Below are 19,604 nucleotides of genomic sequence, written 5' to 3'. Positions count from 1 at the left end.
AACCTACCGCGCACGCCCGCTGCACCCTCAACGACCTCCACCCCCCCCCCACCCCGCGCCCGCCCCCCGCCTCGCGTACCAACACCGTTCCGAGAGGCGCTTTTCTTTTTCACATTGTGCCGACTTAAGATAGAATTGATGTTCACGGCAATCTTTGCCACCGCGGATACCGGGAGTGCATTTATATTCACTGCTCGTGACGCGCCCGACCATCTGGATAAAACGGATCTAACGGGAAAATGGAAGAATACGTGCGAATCCCTCGGAACATCGGGTCGTCGCTGCTCACCGGGACTTCACGGCCCCCGAGCCGGCGCCCTGAGGGTCTTCCAACCATCGTTTGGCCCTCTCGGGGAAATCTTGACACCGCCACCAGCGGCGAATACTGTCAGCCACACGGTGCGAAGACGCTAAATCTGGGGTGAGGGCAGCCTTTTTGCACCGGACTGGGGATGAGGATCGGCTATTTCACCGTTCTGCCGGATAGTCGAATCACCGTCCTCCGGTTACATGTTCTTATGCCTACCGCTGGGGGAAGTCATGAGATTCAATACCCTGGGCACCTTCGAGGTGACCCACGAAGACCGGCTCCTCACACCGACCGCACCGAAGCAGCGCAGCGTCCTGGCGCTGCTGGTCCTCTGCCACGGCGGCCTGGTGCCGGTGACCTCGCTCATCGAAGAGATCTGGCCGGAGAACCCGCCGGCGAGCGCACTGACCACCTTGCAGACCTACATCTACCAACTGCGCAAGCTGTTCTGCGCCGCCGGCAACAGCCACGACGGCGTGCTGGTGACGAAACCGCTGGGCTACCTGGCCCGGATCGCGCCGGGAAGCGTCGACGCCGACGAGTTCGAGCAGCTGGCCGGCACCGCCAAGAACGCGCTGGAGGCGGGTGACCCGCTGCGCGCCTCGCAGCTGCTCCACCGGGCGACCGCGCTGTGGCGGGGCGACGCGTTGTGCGACGTCCAGCGTGGACCGCTGCTCGACGCGCACGCCGCGAAGCTCAACGAGGCCTGGTTGCAGGCGCTGGGGATGCGGGTCGAGGCCGACCTGCAGATCGGCAGGCACCACCAGCTGGTCGGCGAGCTGCGCGGGCTGATCGCGAAATACCCGCTGCACGAGGACCTGTACGCGAAGCTGATGCTCGCGCTGTACCGGTGCGACCGGCGATCGCAGGCGTTGCAGGTCTACCACGAGGTCCGGCGCTGCCTCGACGACGAACTGGGCATCGATCCCTCGCCGACCCTGCAGCGGCTGCACCAGAACGTCCTCTCGGACTCCCCCTCGCTGCGCCAGGTGACGCCGGTGGTGCGGGCGGGGGCCGCGCCGGCGCCGCGGAACATCGTCCAGGCGCAGCTGCCCGCGGACCTGTCGGACTTCACCGGCCGGACCGCCGAGCTGGCCGAGCTGGACCGGCTCCTCACCCCCGAGGGGTCGGCCGGCCGGACGTTCGCGGTGACCGGGATGACCGGGGTGGGCAAGACGGTGCTCGCGGTGCGGGCCGCGCACGCGGCCCGGTCGCGGTTCCCGGACGGCCAGCTGTTCGCCGAGTTCGGCCCGGGCACCGAGCCGGCCGACGTCCTCGGCGGGTTCCTGACCGATCTCGGCGTCCCCGCGGCGGACGTGCCCGCGGGCGAGGCCGAGCGCGCCAAGCTGTTCCGCACCAGGACCGCCGGCGGCTGCGGGCTGATCCTGCTCGACAACGTCTCGTCGGCCGCGCAGATCCGGCCGCTGCTGCCCGGCGGCCGCTGGGTGGTGCTGGCCACCGGACGGCGGCTCACCGGCTCGCTGCCGGGGGTGGTGCCGATGCTGCTGGAGCCGATGTCCACCGACGACGGTGTCACGCTCATGTCCAAAGTGGTCACTTCGCGGAACATCCTGCACGAGCGCGGCACGGTGGCCGCGGTGGTCCACCGCTGCGGCGGTCTCCCGGTGGCGCTGCGCGCGCTGGGCGAGCGCCTGTCGGTCAACCGGCACTGGCCGGTGACCAAGCTGGCGGCCCGCGTCATCGGCGACGACGGGCTGCGCCCGGAGCTGCAGGCCGCGGGTGTCGACCTGCACGGGCCGTTCCGGGAGGACCTCGCCGCGCTCGAGCCCCGGGACCGGCAGGTGCTGACCCGGCTGTGCGAGTCCGGACTGGACTGCTTCACGGCGAAGAACGCGGTCGCGGTCGTGGAAGGGAGCGAACGCGAGGCGGAGGACGCCCTCGACCGGCTGGTGGCGGCGAACATGCTGCGGGTCCGGGTCCAGGCCGACGGCCTGGAGTTCCACTACTCCCTGCCGCCCTTGTTCAAGGACTTCTGCACCGGGACGGAACGGCCGTCGCACCTGCTCCAGGTGGTCGCCACCATCCCGCGCGAAGCGGAGACCGGGATCGCCGTCCCCGGCTGAACCGGTGACCGGGACCGGCGGAGTGGCTTCGTGGAGGACCACCCCGCCGGCTCCGGCGAACCGCGGGCTTTGCCGCCCGGAGCGGCGCATACGGTGATCGGAACGGCCGACACGGGGGTACTCCCGGCGTGTCGGCCGTTCCCGTCGGTGTGCCGGCCACTCCGGTCGGCGACTTGCGCTCCCCGAGGCTCGGCACGCACCGGCGGGCAACGTCTCCCCACCGGCACCGCCCGTCTCACCCGACCAGGAACTCCAGCTGCGCCACCACTGCCGCCGGAGCGGGACGCGAACGGTTCTCCGCCGCGATCTCCGCCGCCCGCCGGGTGTAACCCGCATCCGCGAGTACCTCGAAAGCAGCCGAAGCCACCGCCTCCGGGGTGAGCTCCGCCGCCGGGAGCAGGACGCCGGCGCCCGCGGCCGCCACCCGTCCGGCGTGCGTGACCTGGTCGCCCTTGAACGGGACCACCAGCTGCGGCACCCCGCAGGCCGCGGCCGTGAGCGCCGTGCCCGCGCCGCCCTGGTGCACGACCAGGGCGCAGCCCGGCAGGATCGTGTGCAGCGGCACCGATTCCAGCACCCGGACGCCGGCGGGCAGCTCGCCCAGCAGTGGCCGCTGGCCGCGTGCCACCGCGACGAGCACCTCGGCCCCGCAGCGGAGGAGCCCCGCCAGCGCCACCCGGACCGGGTCCAGGTTGCCCGTGGTGCCCCCGAACGAGGCGCCCCAGGTCAGGCAGACGCGGGGACGGCCCGCCGGGGCGGCCGATCGGGGGATCACGGCCGAGCCGTTGTAGGGGATGGTGCGCAACGGCCACGCCGAACCCGGGGTCTCCAGCTGCAGGGCCGCCGGGCACGGATCGATCGTCACCGTGCCCGCCGGGTCCGGCTCGCCGAGGCCCCACTCGTCCCACAGCGGGGCCAGCAGGGGCCATTCCCCCGCGCGCTGGGCGTAGGTGTGGTCGACCCCGTAGAGCACCCGCGCCGACGGGATGCCCGCCACCGCGGCCGCGACCGGGCCCGCGTACTCGCGCGGGTCGAACAGGACGACGTCCGCCCAGTCACGGGCGACCCCCACGAGCGCGCCGGCCCAGCCCTGGGCGGTCAACCGGAACATCCGCATCGTCCGCTCGGCGCGGTCGCCCGCGCGGGGGTCGAACCCCTGCCAGGCCACCGTCCCGTCGACGTCCTCGCCCAGGGGCAGCACCGGGAGCCCGGTGCGCCGCGCCGCGGCCGCGAACGACGGCGCCGCCGCCACCCGCACCTCGTACCCGGCGGCCCGCAGCCCCCAGGCGAGCGGCACCATCGGGTAGAGGTGGGAGACGGCGGGATAGCTGGTCACCAGGATTCGCATGGGACACTCCGGGGAAGAAGGACGTGGCCGGTCACGACGCGTCGAGGACCTCGACCGCGCCGGTCGTCCCGTCCACGGTGACCAGCTGGCCGTCGCGCAGGACCTCGGTCGCGTTGCCGGTCGCCACCACGGCCGGGATGCCGTGCTCGCGCGCGAGGATCGACGGGTGCGAGAGCAGCCCGCCGGTGTCGGTGATCAGTGCGCCGATGCCGCCGAACAGCACCGACCACTGCGGGGTGGTCTCCGGGCAGACCAGCACGTCGCCGGGGCGCAGCTTCGCGAACTCGCGCTCGCTGATCACCACCCGCACGACGCCGGTGTACCGGCCCGCCGACGCCGCCGTCCCGCGCAGCAGCCGGTCGCCCGCCGCCGCCCGGTGCCCGGCGCCCAGCTCGGACACCGAGTCGATCCACAACATCGGCTCCAGCACCGCGCGATCGGCCGGGGCCAGCTCGGCCAGCACCGCCTCCCGATCGGGCCCGCTCCGGTACTCGCCGTAGGTCTGCGGGCCGAGGTGGGCCTGCGACCACGCCTGCTGTCCGGCGCGCAGCGACACCAGATCGTGCTGCGCCGCGCCGGAGGCGAAGGCGGCGCGTGCTTCGTCCAAGGTGAGCAGGAAGATGTCGTCGACGTCGGCCAGCCGTCCGCCCGAGACCAGCCGGGCCGCCATTTCGCGCAGCGCGTACCGGACCTGCGCCCAGGCGACGTGCGCCTCGAACCCGGTGTCGTCGCGCAGCGGGAACGCGCGTTGCGCGCGGGCCAGCACGCGTTCGAACCGGGCGAGATCCGCCCCGGACAGCCGGGCGCGAGCCGCCGCGACGGTCTCCTCGCGCTCGGCGATCGCCGCCGCCGCGGCGGCGTCCGGGTCGGTGCCCGCGTCGAGCCGGTCCCGGATCAGGCTCAGCACCAGCCGCGGCTGTTCCGCCAGCGACGGCTCGGCGAGGTCCGCGCCGAGACAGCGCTGGCCGTACTCGACGAGGTAGGCCTCGAACGCTTCGGCGAATTCGCCGGCCGGCTCCCGGAGCACGCCGGGGTCGCCCGCGGCGAGGCGGGCCAGGCGGGTCAGCTCTCTCGCGGGCTCGGCCGCTCTGCCGGGGAGTCCGGTCAGCATCGGGAGGATTCCCGCGGCGTCCCAGCCGAGCAGGTCCCGGCAGACGACGCCGAGCTCGCCCCAGACCATGCTGGACACGCCGCCGACGAGGAAGTGCAGCCGCTGTGCCTCGTAGGCCAGCTCGACCCGCCGGTCCAGTTCCGCGGCCAGCTCCGGCCCCGGCAGCTCGCCGAGGACCACCGACCGGACTCCGGCCAAGGCGGCGCGCAGTCCCGGGAGCCACTCGGCGTACCACCGGTCGACGATCTCGCCGTGCTTGTCGGCCCGGCCGGCCTCGACCACCTCCCTCGCCCGCTCGCGCACCGCGTCCACCGAGGCCAGCGGCACGATCCGCACGTAGGACCAGCCGCCGAGGTTCCGCACCTCGACCCGCTCGCCGAACGCGTAGGTGAACAGGTTCGAGCTGGTCCGGTTGACCGCCCGGATCAAGGTCGAGGTGTTCATGGGTGACAGCGGTTTGAGCGTGTACCCGCCGCGGAGCCAGAACCCCGGCGGCACCTCGAACTCGATCGCGACCGGCTCCGGCCCCGCGGCGGGCAGCGCCGTGATCGGGCGCGCCTGCAGCAGGACCACGTCGTCGCCGGCCCACGCCCATTCGATGTCCTGCGGCGAGCCGGCGTCGGCCTCGACCCGCCGCGCCAGGTCCGCGACGCGGCCGGCCTGCTCCGCGGTCAGCGCCTCGTGCGGCCCGCGGACCAGGGCGGGCGCGTCCGTGACGGCCCATTCGTCCGGCACGACCCGGCCGGAGACCAGCTGGTCGCCGAGCCCCGGCACGGCGTCGACGCGGACCGTGCCCCGCGCGCCGGTGACCGGGTCGGCGCTGAACGCCACCCCGGCGGCGACGGCCGGAACCAGGGGCTGGACCAGCACGGCCAGCCCCGGCCGGTCCGCGCGGCCGCGGTACTGGCGCAGCCGGGCCGCGTCGGCCGACTCCCAGCAGGTGCGCACGGCCGCGACGAGCTCGTCGAACCCGGACACCCCGAGCACCGTTTCGTACTGCCCGGCGTGGGACTGCTCGTCCCCGTCCTCGGCGACGCCCGAGGACCGCACCGCCAGCGGCACGTCGCCGAAGTGGCCGGCCACGGACCGCAGCGCGGCCAGCACACCGGCCGAGAACTCGCCCGCCTCGAACGCGGCGACGGTGAGCACCAGCCCCGGCGGCACCGGGAACCCGGCCTGCCGCAGCCGCGCCAGCCGGGCGGCCTTCCGCCCGGCCTCGGCCACCTCGAGGCCGGGCTCGTCCAGCGACCGGACGAGCGCGGGCTGGGTGAGCGTCACGCGGGACCTCCCGGGGTGTTGGTGAGGATCGCGGCATGGCCTGCACCGGCCGGGGTGTCGATGAGAACCGCCGCATCGGCATCGCCCGAGCCGGCCGCGACCACGGCCTCGTACGCCAGCGCGGCCGCGGTCAGCACCGGCGTGGCGACGCCCGCTTCGGCCGCCGCGCCGGTGCCCAGCCTCAGGTCCTTGGCCATCAGCGCGGACCGGAACGCGGCCGGCTCGTACCGGCGCGAACGCATCAGCTCCGCCCGGAACGACAGGACCTTCGAGCTGAAGCCGCTGGCTCCGATCGCGGCCAGCAACCGGTCGCGGTCGAGCCCGGCCGCCACGCCGTAGTTGACGGCCTCGGCCAGCGCCGCGACCTGGCCGCCCAGCAGGAGGTTGAACACCAGCTTCGTGGTGGCCGCGTTGCCGGCCGGGCCGAGGTAGGACACCTCCCGGCCGATCGCCGCCAGCACGTCGCCCGCCGACTCGACGGCAGGGCGGGCTCCGGCGGCGAGCACCCGGAGCTGTCCGGCCGCGGCCTGGGCCGGGTTGCCCAGCACGCACGCCTCGATCCGGGTCACTCCGGCGGTCGCGAGCCGGGCGGTCAGCGCCCGGGAGTACCCGGCCGACACGGTCGAGGTGTCCACGATGACCAGCGCGGGCCGGATCGCGGGCCCGGCCGCGGCCAGCACCGCGTCCACCGCCGGCTCATCGGCGAGGCTCAGCAGCACGCGGTCGGCGCCGGCCACCGCGGCCTCGGCCGACTCGGCGAGCTCGGCGCCGCGGTCGAGCAGCGGCGCCGCCTTCGTGGCGGTGCGGTTGTGCACCAGCACCCGGTACCCGTGGTCGAGCAGGCTCGTGGCCATGCCCGAGCCCATCACGCCGAGGCCGACCACGGCGATCGTCTTGGTGTCCATGCCTCAGCTCGCGGCGAACGCGGCCGGCGGCACGGAGATCTGCGAGATGCACCGCATCACGCTCTTCGCGAAGTGCTGCCGGAAGCCTTCGGGCGTCTCGGTGTTGCGCTCCGAAGCGAGGTACGGCTTCAGCTGCTCCTCGACCAGGTGCACCCCCTCCTGGCGGGCCATGTGCCGGCCGATCTGGGAGAAATCGCCTTCGTAGTGGATGAACCGGACCAGCTGCGCGTCGCGGATGAACACCGCGGTGCCGAGGAGCCGGCCGACCTCGGTGCCGCTCTCGTCGCGCATGATCGGCGAATCGGCCCGCTTGAAGTTCGCGAAGATCCCGGCGATCTCTTCTTCGAAGCCGGGTTTGATGTCGTAGGTGATGGCCGCGTAGGGCATGGCAAAGCCTTCCTGGTTACATTCCGCCGTCGACGGCCAGCAGCGCGCCGGTGACGTAGGTCGACAGGTCACTGACGAGGAACAGCACCGCGCCGGCGACCTCTTCCGGGGTGCCGAGCCGGCCCAGCGCGGTCATCCGCTTGACCCGCTGCGCGACCGGCGGCGGAAGCTCGTCGCCGGTGTCGATCACGCCCGGCGCGATCGTGTTGACCCTGATCCCGCCGAACTCCTTGCACAGCGACCGGGTCAGGCCGACCACGCCCGCTTTCGCCGCGGTGTAGTGCGCCGCGCCCGCCATCCCGCGGAACGCCACCGAGGCACCCACGTTGACCACGCTCGCGCCCTCGGCCAGCAGGGGCACGCACGCCTGGGTGACCAGGAACATCGACGTCAGGTCGGTGTCGATCAACCGGGTCCACTCGGCCGGGTCCAGCTCGGCCAGCGGCGTGTGCCCGTGCACCCCCGCGTTGTTGACCAGCACGTCCAGCCCGCCCAGCTCGGCCCGGCAGGTCTCCGCGAGGCGCGCCACTTCGGCCGCGTCGGTCACGTCCGCGTGCACCACACTGCCGCCGAGCTCGGCCAGCTCCTTCCGCAGCGACTCCGCGGCGTCGTTGTCCGCCCGGTTCACCGCGACCACGGTCGCGCCGGCCGACGCCAGCCCGAGCGTCACGGCCCGGCCGATTCCGCGGGTACCGCCCGTGACGAGCGCCCGCTTGCCCTTCAATCCCAGTTCCAACAGTTGCCTCCTATCCGGTCGCGACCACGGCGATCGCGTTGACCAGCAGTGCGGTGATCGCGAGACCGGTCCGCAGCAGGTTCCAGTTGCGCCACCGCGGGCGCGGGTCGTCCCAAGTGGACGGAACGGTTTCGAGCGTTTTGACCGACCGGTTGATCGGCACGTTGGCCAGGTGGGAAACCGCGGACACGCCGAGCAGCAGCACGACCGCGAGTCCGAAGAGGACCGACGCGCCGGCGATCGCCAGCACGGCGTCGGCCACCGCGGTCCCCAGCACGGTCAGCGGCATCACCGGGTCGTAGTTCTTCCCGATCAGCCGGTGGGCGGCCACGTACTGCTCGGGCTCCATCCCCCGGAACGCGGGCACCACGCTGAGCGCCACGCAGAACAGCACGCCGGCCGCGATCCCGCTGCCCGCGAGCACGAGCACCTCGAGCACGGCAACCACAATGGACTCCTAATAGCTGGCCACGACCTGGTAGAGACCGAACGCGCTGCCCCGCGAGGCGTCCTGGTAGGGCCGCAGCGGCGAAGTCGTGCCGCGGTGGTCCGGCCCGGTCTCCCACTTGCGGAAGGAGTCCAGGTCGGCCCACTCGCTCATCACGACGAACGAGCGGGCCTCGCCCAGCGACTCCATCAGCTCGTTGCCGAGCAGGCCCGGCGTGCCGGACAGTTCGGCGCTGATGCGGTGGTAGGCCTCGGTGACGCCGCCGGCGTCACTCTCCGGCGCCGACGCGTAGATCAGCACCCGGACCCGGCTCACGCCCGGGCCCCGGCGCCGGCACCGGTCAGGTTGTGCACCACCCGCATCGTCTGCATGGAGCCCTTGCTGCGGTACGGGTGCAGCTTGCCGCGGTGCACCACGTGCTCCTCGCTGCGCTCGTACTCGCGGAACAGCTCCTCGCTGACCCAGTCGCTGACGATGTAGTAGACGCCCTCCTCCTCGTCGCCGCGGGAGAGCCACTGGCCGAGGTTGGCGCGCTGGCCGGTGATCGTGCCGGCGCTGTCGTACCAGACCTTCTCGAACTCCTCGCCCTTGCCGGGCAGGACCTCCATCCGCAGCATGACGCGGAAGACCTCGCTGTCGGCCATCGTGTTCCCTTTCAGATTCCGCCGTCGACGTGGACGGTCTCGCCGGTGATGTAGGACGACAGGTCGCTGGCCAGGAACAGCACAGCGTTGGCGATCTCCGCCGGGCTGCCGAGCCTGCCGATCGCCGTGAGCTGGTGATAGCGCTGCTTGACTTCGTCCGGCAGCGGGCGTTCCGGCGTCTCGATCACGCCGGGAGCCACCACGTTGACCCGGATCCGGCGGCCACCCAGCTCCTTGGCCAGCGACCGCGCGAGCCCGATCAGCGCCGACTTCGACGCCGTGTAGTGCGCCCGCAGCGGGATCCCGACGGTCGCCACCCGGGAGCCGATCAGCACGATGGACGCGCCGTCGGACAGCAGCGGCAGCGCCTTCGAGATCAGCAGGTAGGCCGCCGTCAGGTTGGTGTCGAGGACGCGCTTCCACTCCTCGAGCGGCAGTTCGCCGAACGGGATGTGGCTGATCGCCCCGGCGTTGCTGACCAGGACGTCCAGCCCGCCCAGCCGCGTCCGGCACTCCTCCAGGAGCGAGTCGAGGTGGTCGGGCCGGGTGACGTCGGCGAGCACGACGTGGTGTTCCCCGCCGATCTCCTTGAGCTCGCGGGACATCCTGGCGGCGGCTTCGGCGTCCGACCGCCCGCAGGTGACGAGGCCGGCGCCCGCCCCGGCGAACGCGTGGGACAGGCCGCGGCCGATCCCCCCGGTTCCGCCGGTGACCAGCACCCGTTTGCCGTCGAGCCTGATGCTCATGTCTCTCCTTCGAAGGGGGTCAGTACAGGACGGCGATGCCGTCGACGAGCAGCGCGGCCGCCATCAGGACCGTGCGGGCGGTGTTCCACGCCTTCCAGCGCGCCCGCGGGTCCCGGCTGGGCCAGTCCGGGGGTTCGTCCGCCGGGTCGAGCTTCAGCACGAACCGGTTGATCGGCACGGCCTTGGCGACCGACACCGCGATCACCGACGCGACGAGCACCGCGGCGACCGCGAACCAGGCGCCCGACGGCGCGGTGATCGCGGCGACCACGTTGGCCAGCAACGCGACCGTGTTGATGATCGGCATCGCCGGGTCGTACCGCGGCTGCAGGTACTGCACCATCTCGACGTAACGCCGGTAGGACAGCACCTGCATCATCGGCGCGAGCCCGACGGTGGTGCAGAACATGTCGCCCGCGGCGATCCCGCCGCAGACCAGCGCCAGCAGCGCGGCGATCTGGTAGCTCATGAGCTCAGGCCGGCACTTCGGCTTCGCGCGCGGCCTGCTCGAGGAGCTCCTTGATCCTCGCCTGCTGCCGGACGCTGTTCCCGTTGATCCGGGCGGCCATCGCGTGGTCGTCGAGCGGGGCGCCGGGCTTCATCTCGAAGTCCTGCACCCAGCGCAGCCGCACCCCGCCGGCGATCTCGGTGTACTCCCAGAACAGCGTCATGTACTTGAACGGGCCGGTCTCGACGCGGTGCGACAGCGTGGTGCGGGCCGCCTCGTCGAGGCGCCGTTCGGACACCCACGCCCACACCTTGCCGTTCTCGTCCGGGTGCAGCGCGAGCCGGAAGGTGATCCGGTCGTCCCGGCGGTCGAGCACCGTGGCCTCGCCGTACTCGTCGAACAGCTCGGTCCACGACTCGACGTCGTTGGTCCGCTGCCAGACCAGCTCCATCGGCGCCTCGATGAACACGCTGTTGTCCGTGTGCGCGGCCATGTCAGGCGATCCCGACGGGGTTGTTGATGTAGCCCAGCAGCTGCCGCAACGTCATCGACTCGGCGGTGACCTCCTCCGGGATACCGCGCCCGGAACGCTGCTGCAGCCGCGCCGCGATCTCGAGCACCGCCAGCGAGTCGTAGCCGAGTTCGGCCATCTCGACGTCCAGGATGTCGCCGTCCAGGTCGACGGACTCGTCGGTTCCGCACGTGCGCAGGACCTGTTTGAGATCTTCGAGGGTGAGCACGTTCTCCTCCTTCGTGGTCAGGGATCAGCGGGTGAGCACGAGCGCCGAGTTGAACCCGCCGAAGCCCCGGGCCAGCACCAGCGCGGTCCGCACCCGCGCGGGCCGGGGCTCGGAGACCAGGTCGAGCTCGTGGGCGAGTTCGGTGACGCCGACGGTCGGCGGCAGGACGCCGTCACGCATGGCCAGCAGCACGCAGGCGACGTCCAGGGGCGCGCCGCCCGCGGCCAGCCGCCCGGTCATCGTCTTCGGCACCGTGACCGGCACCCCGCGGGCGCCGAACACCCCGGCCAGTGCCGCGGCTTCCTCGGCGTCGCGCTCTCGCGTCCCCGCACCGTCGGCGAACACGACGTCCACATCGGACGGCCGCAGGCCCGCGTCCGCCAGCGCGCCGGTGATCGCCCGGAGCAGCCCGCCGGGGCGGCCGGAGCCCGGCCGGGGATCGAACGTCGCCGCGTACCCCGCGACCCGTCCGTACACTTCGGACACCCCGCGGGCGCGGGCGGAGCTCTCGTCCTCCAGCACGAGGATCGCGCCGCCCTCGCCCGGCACGTGGCCGGAGGCCCGCACGTCGAACGGCCGGTACTCGCCGCGGGTGAACTGCCCGCCGGCGCTCTGGCACACCAGCGCGTACGGCGACAGCGCCGCCTCGGTGCCGCCGGTGACCACGGCCTTGGTGCCGGTGCGCAGCATCCGCCGGCTCTGCGCGACCGCGTCCAGGCCGCCCGCCTGCTCGGCGACGACGACCCCGTTGGGGCCGCGCATCCCGTGCCGGATGGACAGCTGGCCGGTGGTCGCCGCGTAGAACCACGCGATCGACTGGTACACCGACACGTATTCCGGTCCGGCGCTCCACAGCCGCTCGATCTCCCGCTGGCCGAACTCGTTGCCGCCGGACGAACTGGCGGTGATCACGGCGAGGTCGTAGTCGTCGAAGTCCCGCTCGCTCCCGGCGCCGATGCCCGCGTTCCGCAGGGCCTCCTCGGTCGCGGTCATGGCGAGCCGGGTCCAGCGGTCGGTCTGCACGGTGATCCGGTTCGGCAGGGACTCCGCCTCGTCGGGCACCGCGCCGACGAGCGAGACCGGGTAGCCCGTGGCGTCGAACCGGGTCACCGGCGCGAGCCCGCTCCGCCCGGCCAGCACGTTCGCCCAGAAGTCCTCGACGCCGATGCCGTTGGGCGCGACCACCCCGATCCCGGTGATCACCGGGGCGGCCGCCGCCGTCTCCGATGTCCTCACAGTCGTCACAGTCCTCACAGTTGTCACAGTCGTCACACCGGCTCCCGGGTCAGGACGACGGCCGTCTGGAACCCGCCGAAGCCGCTGCCGACGGTGAGCACGGTGTCCAGCCCGGTCTCCCGGGCGACGTTCGGCACGTAGTCGAGATCGCATTCCGGGTCGCGCTCGTGCAGGTTCGCCGTCGGCGGCACGACCTGGTGCTCCAGCGCCAGCGCGCAGGCCGCGACCTCCAGCGAGCCGATCGCGCCGAGCGAGTGCCCGATCATCGACTTGATCGAGCTGACCGGCACGCGGTAGGCGTGCGCGCCGAGGCTGCGTTTGACCGCGGCGGTCTCGTGCCGGTCGTTCTGCTTGGTGCCCGAACCGTGGGCGTTGACGTAGCCGACGCGGTCGCCGGGCAGGCCGGCCCGGCGAAGAGCGACGTCGATGGCCTCGGCCAGTTCGCGGCCGTCGGGTTTCAGCCCTGTCATGTGGTAGGCGTTCGCCCTGGTCGCGAAGCCGGAGACCGCGCAGTAGACGTGCGCGCCGCGCCGCCGGGCGCTCTCGGCTTCCTCGACGACGAAGACGGCGGCACCTTCACCGAGCACGAAACCGTTGCGCGTGCGGTCGAACGGACGGGACGCGCGCGCGGCGTCGTCGTTGTCGGGAGACGTGGCCTTGATCGCGTCGAAGCAGGCGACGGTGATCGGCGAGATCGGCGCGTCGGTGGCGCCGGCGAGCATGACGTCGGCCTCGCCGGACTCGATGAGCCCGGCGGCGTGGCCGATCGCGTCGAGCCCGGAGGTGCAGCCGGTGGAGATCGTGGCGACCGGGCCCTGCGCACCGCAGCGCCAGGCGACTTCGGCCGCGAAACTGCTCGGGACGAGGTACTCGTACAGCTGCGGGGCGGCCTTGGTGGGGTCGACCACCCAGTCGCGGGCCGCCGCGGAGACGGTGAGGTACTCGTTCTCCAGCCCGATGGTGGCGCCGACGGCGCTGCCGATCGTGACGCCGAGCCGGTACGGATCGAGCGCACCCGGGTCCAGGCCGCTGTCGACCACGGCTTCGTCCGCGCAGACGAGCGCGAACTGCGCCGCGCGGTCGAGGCGCCCGGACTCCTCGGCGGTCAGGCCGTTGAGCTCGCCCTCGAAGTCGCACTCGGCCGCGATGCGCGAGCGGAACCGGGACGCGTCGAAGGCCGAGATCGGCCGGGTCGCGGTGCGGCCTTCGGTGAGCAACGCCCAGAAGGCCTTGGTGCCGATACCGCCCGGGGCGACGACACCGATGCCGGTGATGACCGCGGTCCTCGTCACGGTGCCCCCACGGCCGGCTGGGCCTCGGCCGGCGCCGGCAGCTCCTCGGTGTCGACGTGGCCGAGCTCCGGGCGCGGGGCCAGCGGGCACAGGTGGAACACCGCCTCGGCGGGCTCGCCGGTGTGGTTCTCCACCCGGTGGCGGGCGTTCTTCGGCACGACGAGGCCTTCACCCTCGTACAGGACGTAGGCCGCGCCGTCGACGCGGGCGGTCAGCTCGCCGCGGGTGACGTAGAGGAACTCCTCGGAGTAGGGGTGGTAGTGCTCCGAGACGAACTCCCCCGGCTGCAGGGTCAGCACGCCGAGGAACCCCGTCGTGGCGCCGGCGGTCTTGGGCCCGAGGACGACGCGCAGCTCGCCGCCGCGGCGGCGGTTGGGCTCGGCGTCGGAGTAGGACGCGATCTTCAGCTCCCCCATCAGACGGCCCGCCAGCTGTAGAAGCGGTGCGCCATCGCGTCGGCCGGGCCGCGCCAGGTCTGCGGGTCGTACGGGGTGATGAACGCGTCGAGCTTGGTGTTGATGTCGGTCCACAAGGGACTCTTGCGGGCCGCGGCGAGCCCTTCGGCCAGCGGCCGTTCGGCCTCGATGAGGTGGAAGTACAGGCCTCGGTAGGAGAACAGCGACCGCGCCGTCACACCCACCGTCGCCGGGAGCTCCCCGGCGTCGGACTCGCCGAATATCCCGGCCACCGATTCCGCCGAATCCGGATCCATGCGTGCCACGATGAGAGTGCGTTCCACCCGTGCCGCCCTTCCCTGAAGCGAGGTCCCGATGTTTTCGCGGGCAGGACGATGCTCGTCTGCCGCATTCGAGAACGGTTCGAAATCCGGTCGCACTTTTGCCAGGGCCGCGCTTTCACGCGAACGGGACGCGGAATTCGCGGCTGGCTCAGCCCACCCGGGCCGGATCGCCGCTCATCGTGGCGAGCACGCGGCGCAGCCAGTCCAGCTCGGCGTGCCCGACGGCGCACAGGTAGTCCAGCTCCATGACGCGCTTGAACTCCAGGTGCGGGCCCGCGGCCGCCAGCTGGGCGGCGTACTCGGCGAGGCGGCCTTCGAGCCGGATCCGGCGCTGCCGCAGCGCCGACACCTGCAGGTCGGCGTCCAGGTTCCCGAGCAGCGACAACGCCGCGCCGAAGGCCGGGATCTCCTCCGGCGCGGTGACCAGGCGCGACAGCTGCGTCGCCATCTCCTCACCGCCGTCGGGGGTGATGCGGTACACCGTCCGCTCCGGGCGGCGCCCCTCCCGGGTGGTCTCGACCGGTTCGATCAGCCCGTCGGCCTGCAGCCGCTCGATGGCCCGGTAGATGCTGCGCGGCAGCCCGGGGATGATGGTGTCCTTGTGCCGCTGGCGGATCAGCCGCAGCATCTCGTACGGATGCCGGTCGTCCTCGTTGAGAAAGCACAGCACGGTCAATGCGGCGAAATCCCGGGATCGGTTCACGGCACTTCCTTTCCGAAGTATTTCGTTCCGCACTATTTCCCCGGCCGGTTTTTCGGGGCACGGGAAGGCGGACAATGGGAGGAGCGCCGATTCCGGGGCGGGGAATCGGCGCTCCTCGGGCGGGAACTCAGCGGGCCGCGACGGCCACCGCGGGCGCGGCGGGTGTGCCCGTGGCGGGCACGGCGAGACGGGCGGTCAGCGACCGCCGGGCGAGCACGAGCGCGAGCCCGGAGCCGAGGCCGGCGCCCGCCAGCACGAGGTAGTAGACGGGGCGCGGGAGCACCGCGGACAGGTGCACGAGCTGGCTGCCGATGCCGGCGCCGAAGGCCGAGCACATCCAGTACAGCCCCATCGTGCGCCCGGCGAAGGTCGAGGGCGCGACGTCCACCGAAGCGCTGAGGCCGACCGGCGCGAGCACCACCTCGCCGAGGGCGAGCAGCAGGTAGACCACGATCAGCCACCAGGGTGAGACCAGGCCGACGGCGGCGAGTCCCGACGCGGCGCTCATCAGCAGCATCGACCCCGCGGCGGCGGCCAGCCCGAGGGCGATCTTCACGGGCAGCGAGATGCGCTGGCCCACGCGGGTCCACAGCACCGCGAGCACCGGCGCGAGCACGAGCATGAACAACGGGGTCGCGGAGGCGAACCAGCCGGCCGGGATCGTGAACCCGCCGAGCCGCCGGTCGGTCGCGTGCTCGGCGAACAGGCTGAGCAGGGAGTTGCCCTGGATGACGAACATCCAGAACAACGCGGTCGCGGCGAGCACCCAGCCGAACGCCGTCACCCGGCTCCGCTGCGGCACGCTCAGCGCGGGGCTGCGGCGCAGGACCAGGAAATAGGCCACCGGCGCGATCAGCGAAAGCAGGCCCATGGCGATCACGACGTGCATCAGGGCGAACGTGCCCGCCAGCACGTCGGCGGCCGCCAGCGCGGCGACGACGCCGGCGGAGATCCCCGCGATCAGCGCGGCCTTGCGGCGCTCGGCCGCCGAGGCCGGGTGCCCCGGTGCCCGTCCCAGGTCGCCGAAGGACCGGCTGCCCAGCACGAACTGCAAGACCCCGAAGGTCATGCCGACCCCGGCGGCCGCGAACCCGAGGTGCCAGTCGACGGTCTCCCCCAGGAACCCGGTCACCAGCGGCGCGACCAACGCCGACAGCTGGATGCTGACGTAGAACAGCGAGAGCGTCGACTCGCGCTGCGCGCTCTGGCCGGGTCCGTGGAACCGGCCGAGCAGCGCGAGCATGTTCGGCTTGAGCAGCCCGGTGCCCGCGGCGATCAGCCCGAGCCCGAGCCACGTCGCGGCGGCGGCCGGGACGAGCATGGTGAAGTGCCCGAGCGCGATGCCCGAGCCCCCGATCACCACGGCCCGGCGCTCGCCGAGCACCCGGTCGCCGAGCCACCCTCCGGGCATGGCGGCCATGAAGACGAGACCGACGTACGCGCCGAAGAGCGCGGCCGCGGTTCCCATCGGCAGGCCGAGCCCGCCGCGGGCGGGTGGTGCCGCGGCGTAGAGCGCGAGGATCGCGATCATGCCGAAGAAGCTGAAGCGTTCCCACATATCCGTGAGGAACAACGTGACGAACCAGCGTGGGCGACCTAGGACCATGCGGCGAGCATGCGGCGGCCGCTTCGAGCACTGCTGGAGAAGGACTCGCGGCCTCGCGCGCGCGGCCGGCCACGCGCGCGAGGCCGGCCGGAAGAACCGCACCGCACGCGGACCCGAGTCTTTTTCGAGCGCTCGGTGGTGTTGTTCCCGCCGACGCCCCGAAAGGAGACCGATGTGAGCGGTCCGTCCACTTTGAACGACATCAACCGGCTGGGTATCGCGTTCGCCGAAGCGAAGGTCGTGCTGGCCGCCGTCGAGCTCGGCCTCTTCACCCGGCTGGCCGCCGGGCCCGCGACCCGGGACGAGCTGTGCGCCGAGCTCGGGCTGCACCCCCGCGCCGCCCGGGATTTCCTGACCGCGTTGACCTGCACCGGGCTCGTGCACCACGAGGACGGCAAGTACGCGGCGAGCCCGGCTGCCGACACCTACCTCGACAAGACCAAGCCGACCTACGGCGGCGCGTTCCTCGAACGCGCGAACCGGATGATGTACCCGGCGTGGGAGAACCTCTCGGGGCTGCTGCGCACCGGCGAACCGCAGCTGGCCGGCCGTGAAGACCAGACGGCCGCCTTCGAAAAGATGATGGGCAACCCCGGCCACCTGAGGAACTTCCTGCGGATGATGGACGCCGTTTCCGGGCCGCTGGCGCCGGAACTGGCGGCGAAGTTCGACTGGAGCGCCCACCGCACGGTGCTCGACGTCGGCGGCGCGCGCGGCAACCTGCTCGCGCAGGTGCTCAAGGCCCACCCGCACCTGACCGGGACGGTGTTCGACCTGCCCCCGATCGAGCCCATGTTCGACGAGCACATCGCCGGCTTCGGGCTGACCGACCTGGCGCGGTTCGCCGGCGGCGACGCGTTCACCACCGAACTGCCCGCGGCCGACGTCGTCGTCACCGGGCACGTCCTGCACGACTGGGGCCCCGCCGAGCGGACCGAACTGGTGCGGCGGATGGCGCGGGCGGTGAACCCGGGCGGTGCGCTCCTGATCTACGACATGCTGCTGGAACCGGCACCGTCCGACCCGTGGAACACGCTGATCAGCCTCAACATGCAGCTGCTCTCGCCCGGCGGGTCCGAGTACACCCTCGCCGAGTGCGAGGAGTACCTGGCCGCGGCCGGGCTGTCCGATGTGGACACCGTGCGCCTCGGCGACCACGACACCCTCGTCATCGCCCGGAAGCCCGCATGAGCTCCGCGCGGGTGCCCGTCCTCGTCGTCGGCGGCGGCCCGGTCGGCCTGTCCACCGCGCTGTTCCTGACCCGGCACGGCATCGCGCCGACACTGGTGGAGCGCCGCGACTCCACGTCGTGGCTGCCACGCGCACCGGGCATCCAGGCCCGGACGCTGGAGATCTTCGCCGCGGCGGGGCTCGAGCAGGAGATCCGCGCGCTCGAGATGGGGGACTCCCACCCGTACTTCGAGGGCGGCATCCTCCGCACCCCGACCCTGGCCGAGATCGACACGGCCGAGGTCGTCGAGGCGCCCTCGCTGGACGGAGCGGAGATCAGCCCGCAGCGGGTGATGGGCTGCGGGCAAGACCGCTACGAGCGCGTGCTGGCCGAGCAGGCCCGCGCGGGCGGCGCGACGCTGGAGTTCGGCACCAAGCTCGTCTCCCTCACCACCCACGAGGACGGCGTGACCGCCGAACTGGAGTCCGTCGCCGACGGCACGCGGCGGACGATCGAGGCCGATTACCTCGTCGCCGCCGACGGCGCGAGCAGCTTCGTCCGGCGCACGCTCGGGATCCCCCAGGAGGGGCGGGGCACGGTCTTCCACGCCCTGAGCATCTACTTCCGGGCCCCGCGCCTGGAAAGCGTGATGCACGACCGCAAGTTCATCCTGTGCTACGCCACCAAGGGCCCGACGGTGATGACGTTGTCCCGGCTGCACGGGTGCGACCCGTGGGCGGGCGCCGCGCTGTACGACCCGGCCGAGGAGTCCCCGGCCGACTTCACGGAGGAACGCTGCATCCAGGTGGTGCGGGACGCCGCCGGGGTGCCGGACCTCGAGGTCGAGATCGTCGGCACCGTGCCGTGGGAGGGCGCCCAGCGGGTGGCCACCACGTTCCGGTCGGGGCGGGTGCTGCTCGCCGGGGACGCCGCGCACGTGCACCCACCGGCGGGCGGGTTCGGCGCCAACACGGGCATCCACGACGCGCACAACCTGGCTTGGAAGCTCGCGGCCGTCCTGCGCGGCTGGGGCGGGGAACGGCTGCTCGACAGCTACGACGCCGAGCGCCGTCCACTCGGGACGGCCATGGCGGACCAGGCGTTGCTGCGCAACCGGATCCGGCACGGCCACGCCTCGGAAGCCGACCGGGCCCGGATGGTCGACGACATCATCGTCACCCTCGGGTACCGGTACGCCTCGTCCGCGATCGCCGATCCGGACGACGGCCCGGTGCTCACACCGCACCTGGAGCTGACCGGCCAGCCCGGCACCCGGGCCCCGCACGTGTGGCTCCGCCGTGACGAAAAGCGCGTCTCGACGGTCGAGCTGTTCTTCGGCTCGTACGTGCTGCTGGCCGGCCCCGAGGGCGACCAGTGGCACGACGCGGCCTCGGTGGTGGCGACGGAGACCGCGGTGCCGTTGCGCTCGTTCCGGATCGGCCGTGAGCTGGTGGAGGACGAGGGTGCCGACTGGGCGAAGGCCTACGGGGTCACCCCGGACGGCGCGGTGCTGGTGCGGCCGGACGGTTTTGTCGCGTGGCGCACGACGGCCTCCGGGCAGGACCCGAAGGCCACCCTGCACGCGCTGCTGGCTTCCCTGGTCTGATCGTTCCCCCTGATACCACTGAAGCGCCATAGGCGGGTTTTTACGGCCAACGCGCGTACGTGTGTT

Annotated in this window: 21 protein-coding genes; 3 read left to right on the top strand and 18 right to left on the bottom strand. The window is 72.5% G+C overall.

The window, feature by feature from the left end; translation table 11 throughout:
- The first annotated feature begins 540 nt into the window (after positions 1 to 540).
- A complete protein-coding gene (locus tag ACFVYA_RS22130) occupies positions 541 to 2,394 on the top strand; it encodes a BTAD domain-containing putative transcriptional regulator (protein ID WP_387047506.1) in 1,854 nt (617 codons plus the stop codon).
- A 235-nt stretch (positions 2,395 to 2,629) separates the two neighbouring features.
- On the opposite strand, the gene ACFVYA_RS22125 is transcribed toward ACFVYA_RS22130, so the two are convergent.
- From ACFVYA_RS22125 to ACFVYA_RS22040, 18 genes are all read right to left on the bottom strand, one after another.
- Complete coding sequence (locus ACFVYA_RS22125; RefSeq protein ID WP_387047504.1) at positions 2,630 to 3,742, bottom strand: glycosyltransferase; 1,113 nt, start codon at positions 3,740 to 3,742, stop codon at positions 2,630 to 2,632.
- 31 nt (positions 3,743 to 3,773) lie between these two features.
- A complete protein-coding gene (locus ACFVYA_RS22120) occupies positions 3,774 to 6,131 on the bottom strand; it encodes a PEP/pyruvate-binding domain-containing protein (RefSeq protein WP_387047502.1) in 2,358 nt (785 codons plus the stop codon).
- Positions 6,128 to 7,036, bottom strand: a complete 909-nt coding sequence (locus tag ACFVYA_RS22115; protein WP_387047500.1) for an NAD(P)-dependent oxidoreductase — start codon at positions 7,034 to 7,036, stop codon at positions 6,128 to 6,130. The genes ACFVYA_RS22120 and ACFVYA_RS22115 overlap by 4 nt, the downstream gene beginning before the upstream one ends.
- A 3-nt stretch (positions 7,037 to 7,039) precedes the next feature.
- Positions 7,040 to 7,423, bottom strand: a complete 384-nt coding sequence (locus tag ACFVYA_RS22110; protein WP_285992713.1) for a SchA/CurD-like domain-containing protein — start codon at positions 7,421 to 7,423, stop codon at positions 7,040 to 7,042.
- 16 nt (positions 7,424 to 7,439) lie between these two features.
- Positions 7,440 to 8,159, bottom strand: coding sequence for an SDR family NAD(P)-dependent oxidoreductase (locus tag ACFVYA_RS22105; RefSeq protein WP_387047497.1), 720 nt, complete (start codon positions 8,157 to 8,159; stop codon positions 7,440 to 7,442).
- A 10-nt stretch (positions 8,160 to 8,169) separates the two neighbouring features.
- Complete coding sequence (locus ACFVYA_RS22100) at positions 8,170 to 8,607, bottom strand: DUF1772 domain-containing protein (RefSeq protein WP_387047496.1); 438 nt, start codon at positions 8,605 to 8,607, stop codon at positions 8,170 to 8,172.
- 9 nt (positions 8,608 to 8,616) lie between these two features.
- Positions 8,617 to 8,922, bottom strand: a complete 306-nt coding sequence (locus ACFVYA_RS22095) for an antibiotic biosynthesis monooxygenase family protein (RefSeq protein ID WP_387047494.1) — start codon at positions 8,920 to 8,922, stop codon at positions 8,617 to 8,619.
- Positions 8,919 to 9,251, bottom strand: a complete 333-nt coding sequence (locus tag ACFVYA_RS22090) for an antibiotic biosynthesis monooxygenase family protein (protein WP_387047492.1) — start codon at positions 9,249 to 9,251, stop codon at positions 8,919 to 8,921. Before ACFVYA_RS22090 ends, ACFVYA_RS22095 begins: the two co-directional genes overlap by 4 nt.
- 11 nt (positions 9,252 to 9,262) lie before the next feature.
- The gene (locus ACFVYA_RS22085) at positions 9,263 to 9,997 is read right to left on the bottom strand and encodes an SDR family NAD(P)-dependent oxidoreductase (RefSeq protein WP_387047491.1); all 735 of its coding nucleotides are present in this window, start codon (positions 9,995 to 9,997) and stop codon (positions 9,263 to 9,265) included.
- A gap of 19 nt (positions 9,998 to 10,016) precedes the next feature.
- Positions 10,017 to 10,466, bottom strand: coding sequence for an anthrone oxygenase family protein (locus tag ACFVYA_RS22080; RefSeq protein WP_285992719.1), 450 nt, complete (start codon positions 10,464 to 10,466; stop codon positions 10,017 to 10,019).
- 4 nt (positions 10,467 to 10,470) lie between these two features.
- A complete protein-coding gene (locus tag ACFVYA_RS22075) occupies positions 10,471 to 10,938 on the bottom strand; it encodes an SRPBCC family protein (RefSeq protein WP_285992720.1) in 468 nt (155 codons plus the stop codon).
- A gap of 1 nt (position 10,939) precedes the next feature.
- Complete coding sequence (locus ACFVYA_RS22070; protein WP_013227253.1) at positions 10,940 to 11,185, bottom strand: acyl carrier protein; 246 nt, start codon at positions 11,183 to 11,185, stop codon at positions 10,940 to 10,942.
- A gap of 24 nt (positions 11,186 to 11,209) precedes the next feature.
- Positions 11,210 to 12,430, bottom strand: coding sequence for a ketosynthase chain-length factor (locus ACFVYA_RS22065; protein ID WP_387047490.1), 1,221 nt, complete (start codon positions 12,428 to 12,430; stop codon positions 11,210 to 11,212).
- A 23-nt stretch (positions 12,431 to 12,453) separates the two neighbouring features.
- On the bottom strand, positions 12,454 to 13,713 hold the full coding sequence (locus ACFVYA_RS22060; protein ID WP_285992722.1) for a beta-ketoacyl synthase: 1,260 nt from the start codon (positions 13,711 to 13,713) through the stop codon (positions 12,454 to 12,456).
- On the bottom strand, positions 13,710 to 14,129 hold the full coding sequence (locus tag ACFVYA_RS22055; protein ID WP_387047487.1) for a cupin domain-containing protein: 420 nt from the start codon (positions 14,127 to 14,129) through the stop codon (positions 13,710 to 13,712). The genes ACFVYA_RS22060 and ACFVYA_RS22055 overlap by 4 nt, the downstream gene beginning before the upstream one ends.
- Entirely contained in the window at positions 14,129 to 14,425 is a 297-nt protein-coding gene (locus ACFVYA_RS22050) for a TcmI family type II polyketide cyclase (RefSeq protein ID WP_387047485.1), read from the bottom strand. The genes ACFVYA_RS22055 and ACFVYA_RS22050 overlap by 1 nt, the downstream gene beginning before the upstream one ends.
- 175 nt (positions 14,426 to 14,600) lie before the next feature.
- A complete protein-coding gene (locus ACFVYA_RS22045; protein ID WP_387047483.1) occupies positions 14,601 to 15,155 on the bottom strand; it encodes a PadR family transcriptional regulator in 555 nt (184 codons plus the stop codon).
- A 127-nt stretch (positions 15,156 to 15,282) separates the two neighbouring features.
- Positions 15,283 to 16,761 carry a peptide MFS transporter gene (locus ACFVYA_RS22040; RefSeq protein ID WP_387047481.1) on the bottom strand — a complete coding sequence of 493 codons (1,479 nt, stop codon included), beginning with the start codon at positions 16,759 to 16,761 and terminating at the stop codon, positions 15,283 to 15,285.
- A 174-nt stretch (positions 16,762 to 16,935) separates the two neighbouring features.
- Between ACFVYA_RS22040 and ACFVYA_RS22035 the strand changes: the two genes are divergently transcribed.
- Positions 16,936 to 17,952: a methyltransferase gene (locus tag ACFVYA_RS22035; RefSeq protein ID WP_387047480.1), complete on the top strand. Its 1,017-nt coding sequence runs from the start codon at positions 16,936 to 16,938 to the stop codon at positions 17,950 to 17,952.
- Entirely contained in the window at positions 17,949 to 19,538 is a 1,590-nt protein-coding gene (locus ACFVYA_RS22030; RefSeq protein WP_387047478.1) for an FAD-dependent monooxygenase, read from the top strand. The genes ACFVYA_RS22035 and ACFVYA_RS22030 overlap by 4 nt, the downstream gene beginning before the upstream one ends.
- Positions 19,539 to 19,604: the final 66 nt, after the last annotated feature.

Source organism: Amycolatopsis sp. NPDC058278 (assembly GCF_042881395.1).
In the GTDB taxonomy this organism is placed as follows: Bacteria; Actinomycetota; Actinomycetes; order Mycobacteriales; family Pseudonocardiaceae; genus Amycolatopsis.
This window is presented reverse-complemented; position numbering and strand designations above follow the sequence as displayed.

Coding starts and splice junctions, on each gene's coding strand:
- ACFVYA_RS22075 (WP_285992720.1), bottom strand. CDS start 10,938: ATGGCCGCGCACACGGACAACAGCGTGTTCATCGAGGCGCCGATGGAG.
- ACFVYA_RS22050 (WP_387047485.1), bottom strand. CDS start 14,425: ATGGATCCGGATTCGGCGGAATCGGTGGCCGGGATATTCGGCGAGTCC.
- ACFVYA_RS22110 (WP_285992713.1), bottom strand. CDS start 7,423: ATGCCCTACGCGGCCATCACCTACGACATCAAACCCGGCTTCGAAGAA.
- ACFVYA_RS22115 (WP_387047500.1), bottom strand. CDS start 7,036: ATGGACACCAAGACGATCGCCGTGGTCGGCCTCGGCGTGATGGGCTCG.
- ACFVYA_RS22055 (WP_387047487.1), bottom strand. CDS start 14,129: ATGGGGGAGCTGAAGATCGCGTCCTACTCCGACGCCGAGCCCAACCGC.
- ACFVYA_RS22080 (WP_285992719.1), bottom strand. CDS start 10,466: ATGAGCTACCAGATCGCCGCGCTGCTGGCGCTGGTCTGCGGCGGGATC.
- ACFVYA_RS22090 (WP_387047492.1), bottom strand. CDS start 9,251: ATGGCCGACAGCGAGGTCTTCCGCGTCATGCTGCGGATGGAGGTCCTG.
- ACFVYA_RS22040 (WP_387047481.1), bottom strand. CDS start 16,761: ATGGTCCTAGGTCGCCCACGCTGGTTCGTCACGTTGTTCCTCACGGAT.
- ACFVYA_RS22125 (WP_387047504.1), bottom strand. CDS start 3,742: ATGCGAATCCTGGTGACCAGCTATCCCGCCGTCTCCCACCTCTACCCG.
- ACFVYA_RS22085 (WP_387047491.1), bottom strand. CDS start 9,997: ATGAGCATCAGGCTCGACGGCAAACGGGTGCTGGTCACCGGCGGAACC.
- ACFVYA_RS22030 (WP_387047478.1), top strand. CDS start 17,949: ATGAGCTCCGCGCGGGTGCCCGTCCTCGTCGTCGGCGGCGGCCCGGTC.
- ACFVYA_RS22130 (WP_387047506.1), top strand. CDS start 541: ATGAGATTCAATACCCTGGGCACCTTCGAGGTGACCCACGAAGACCGG.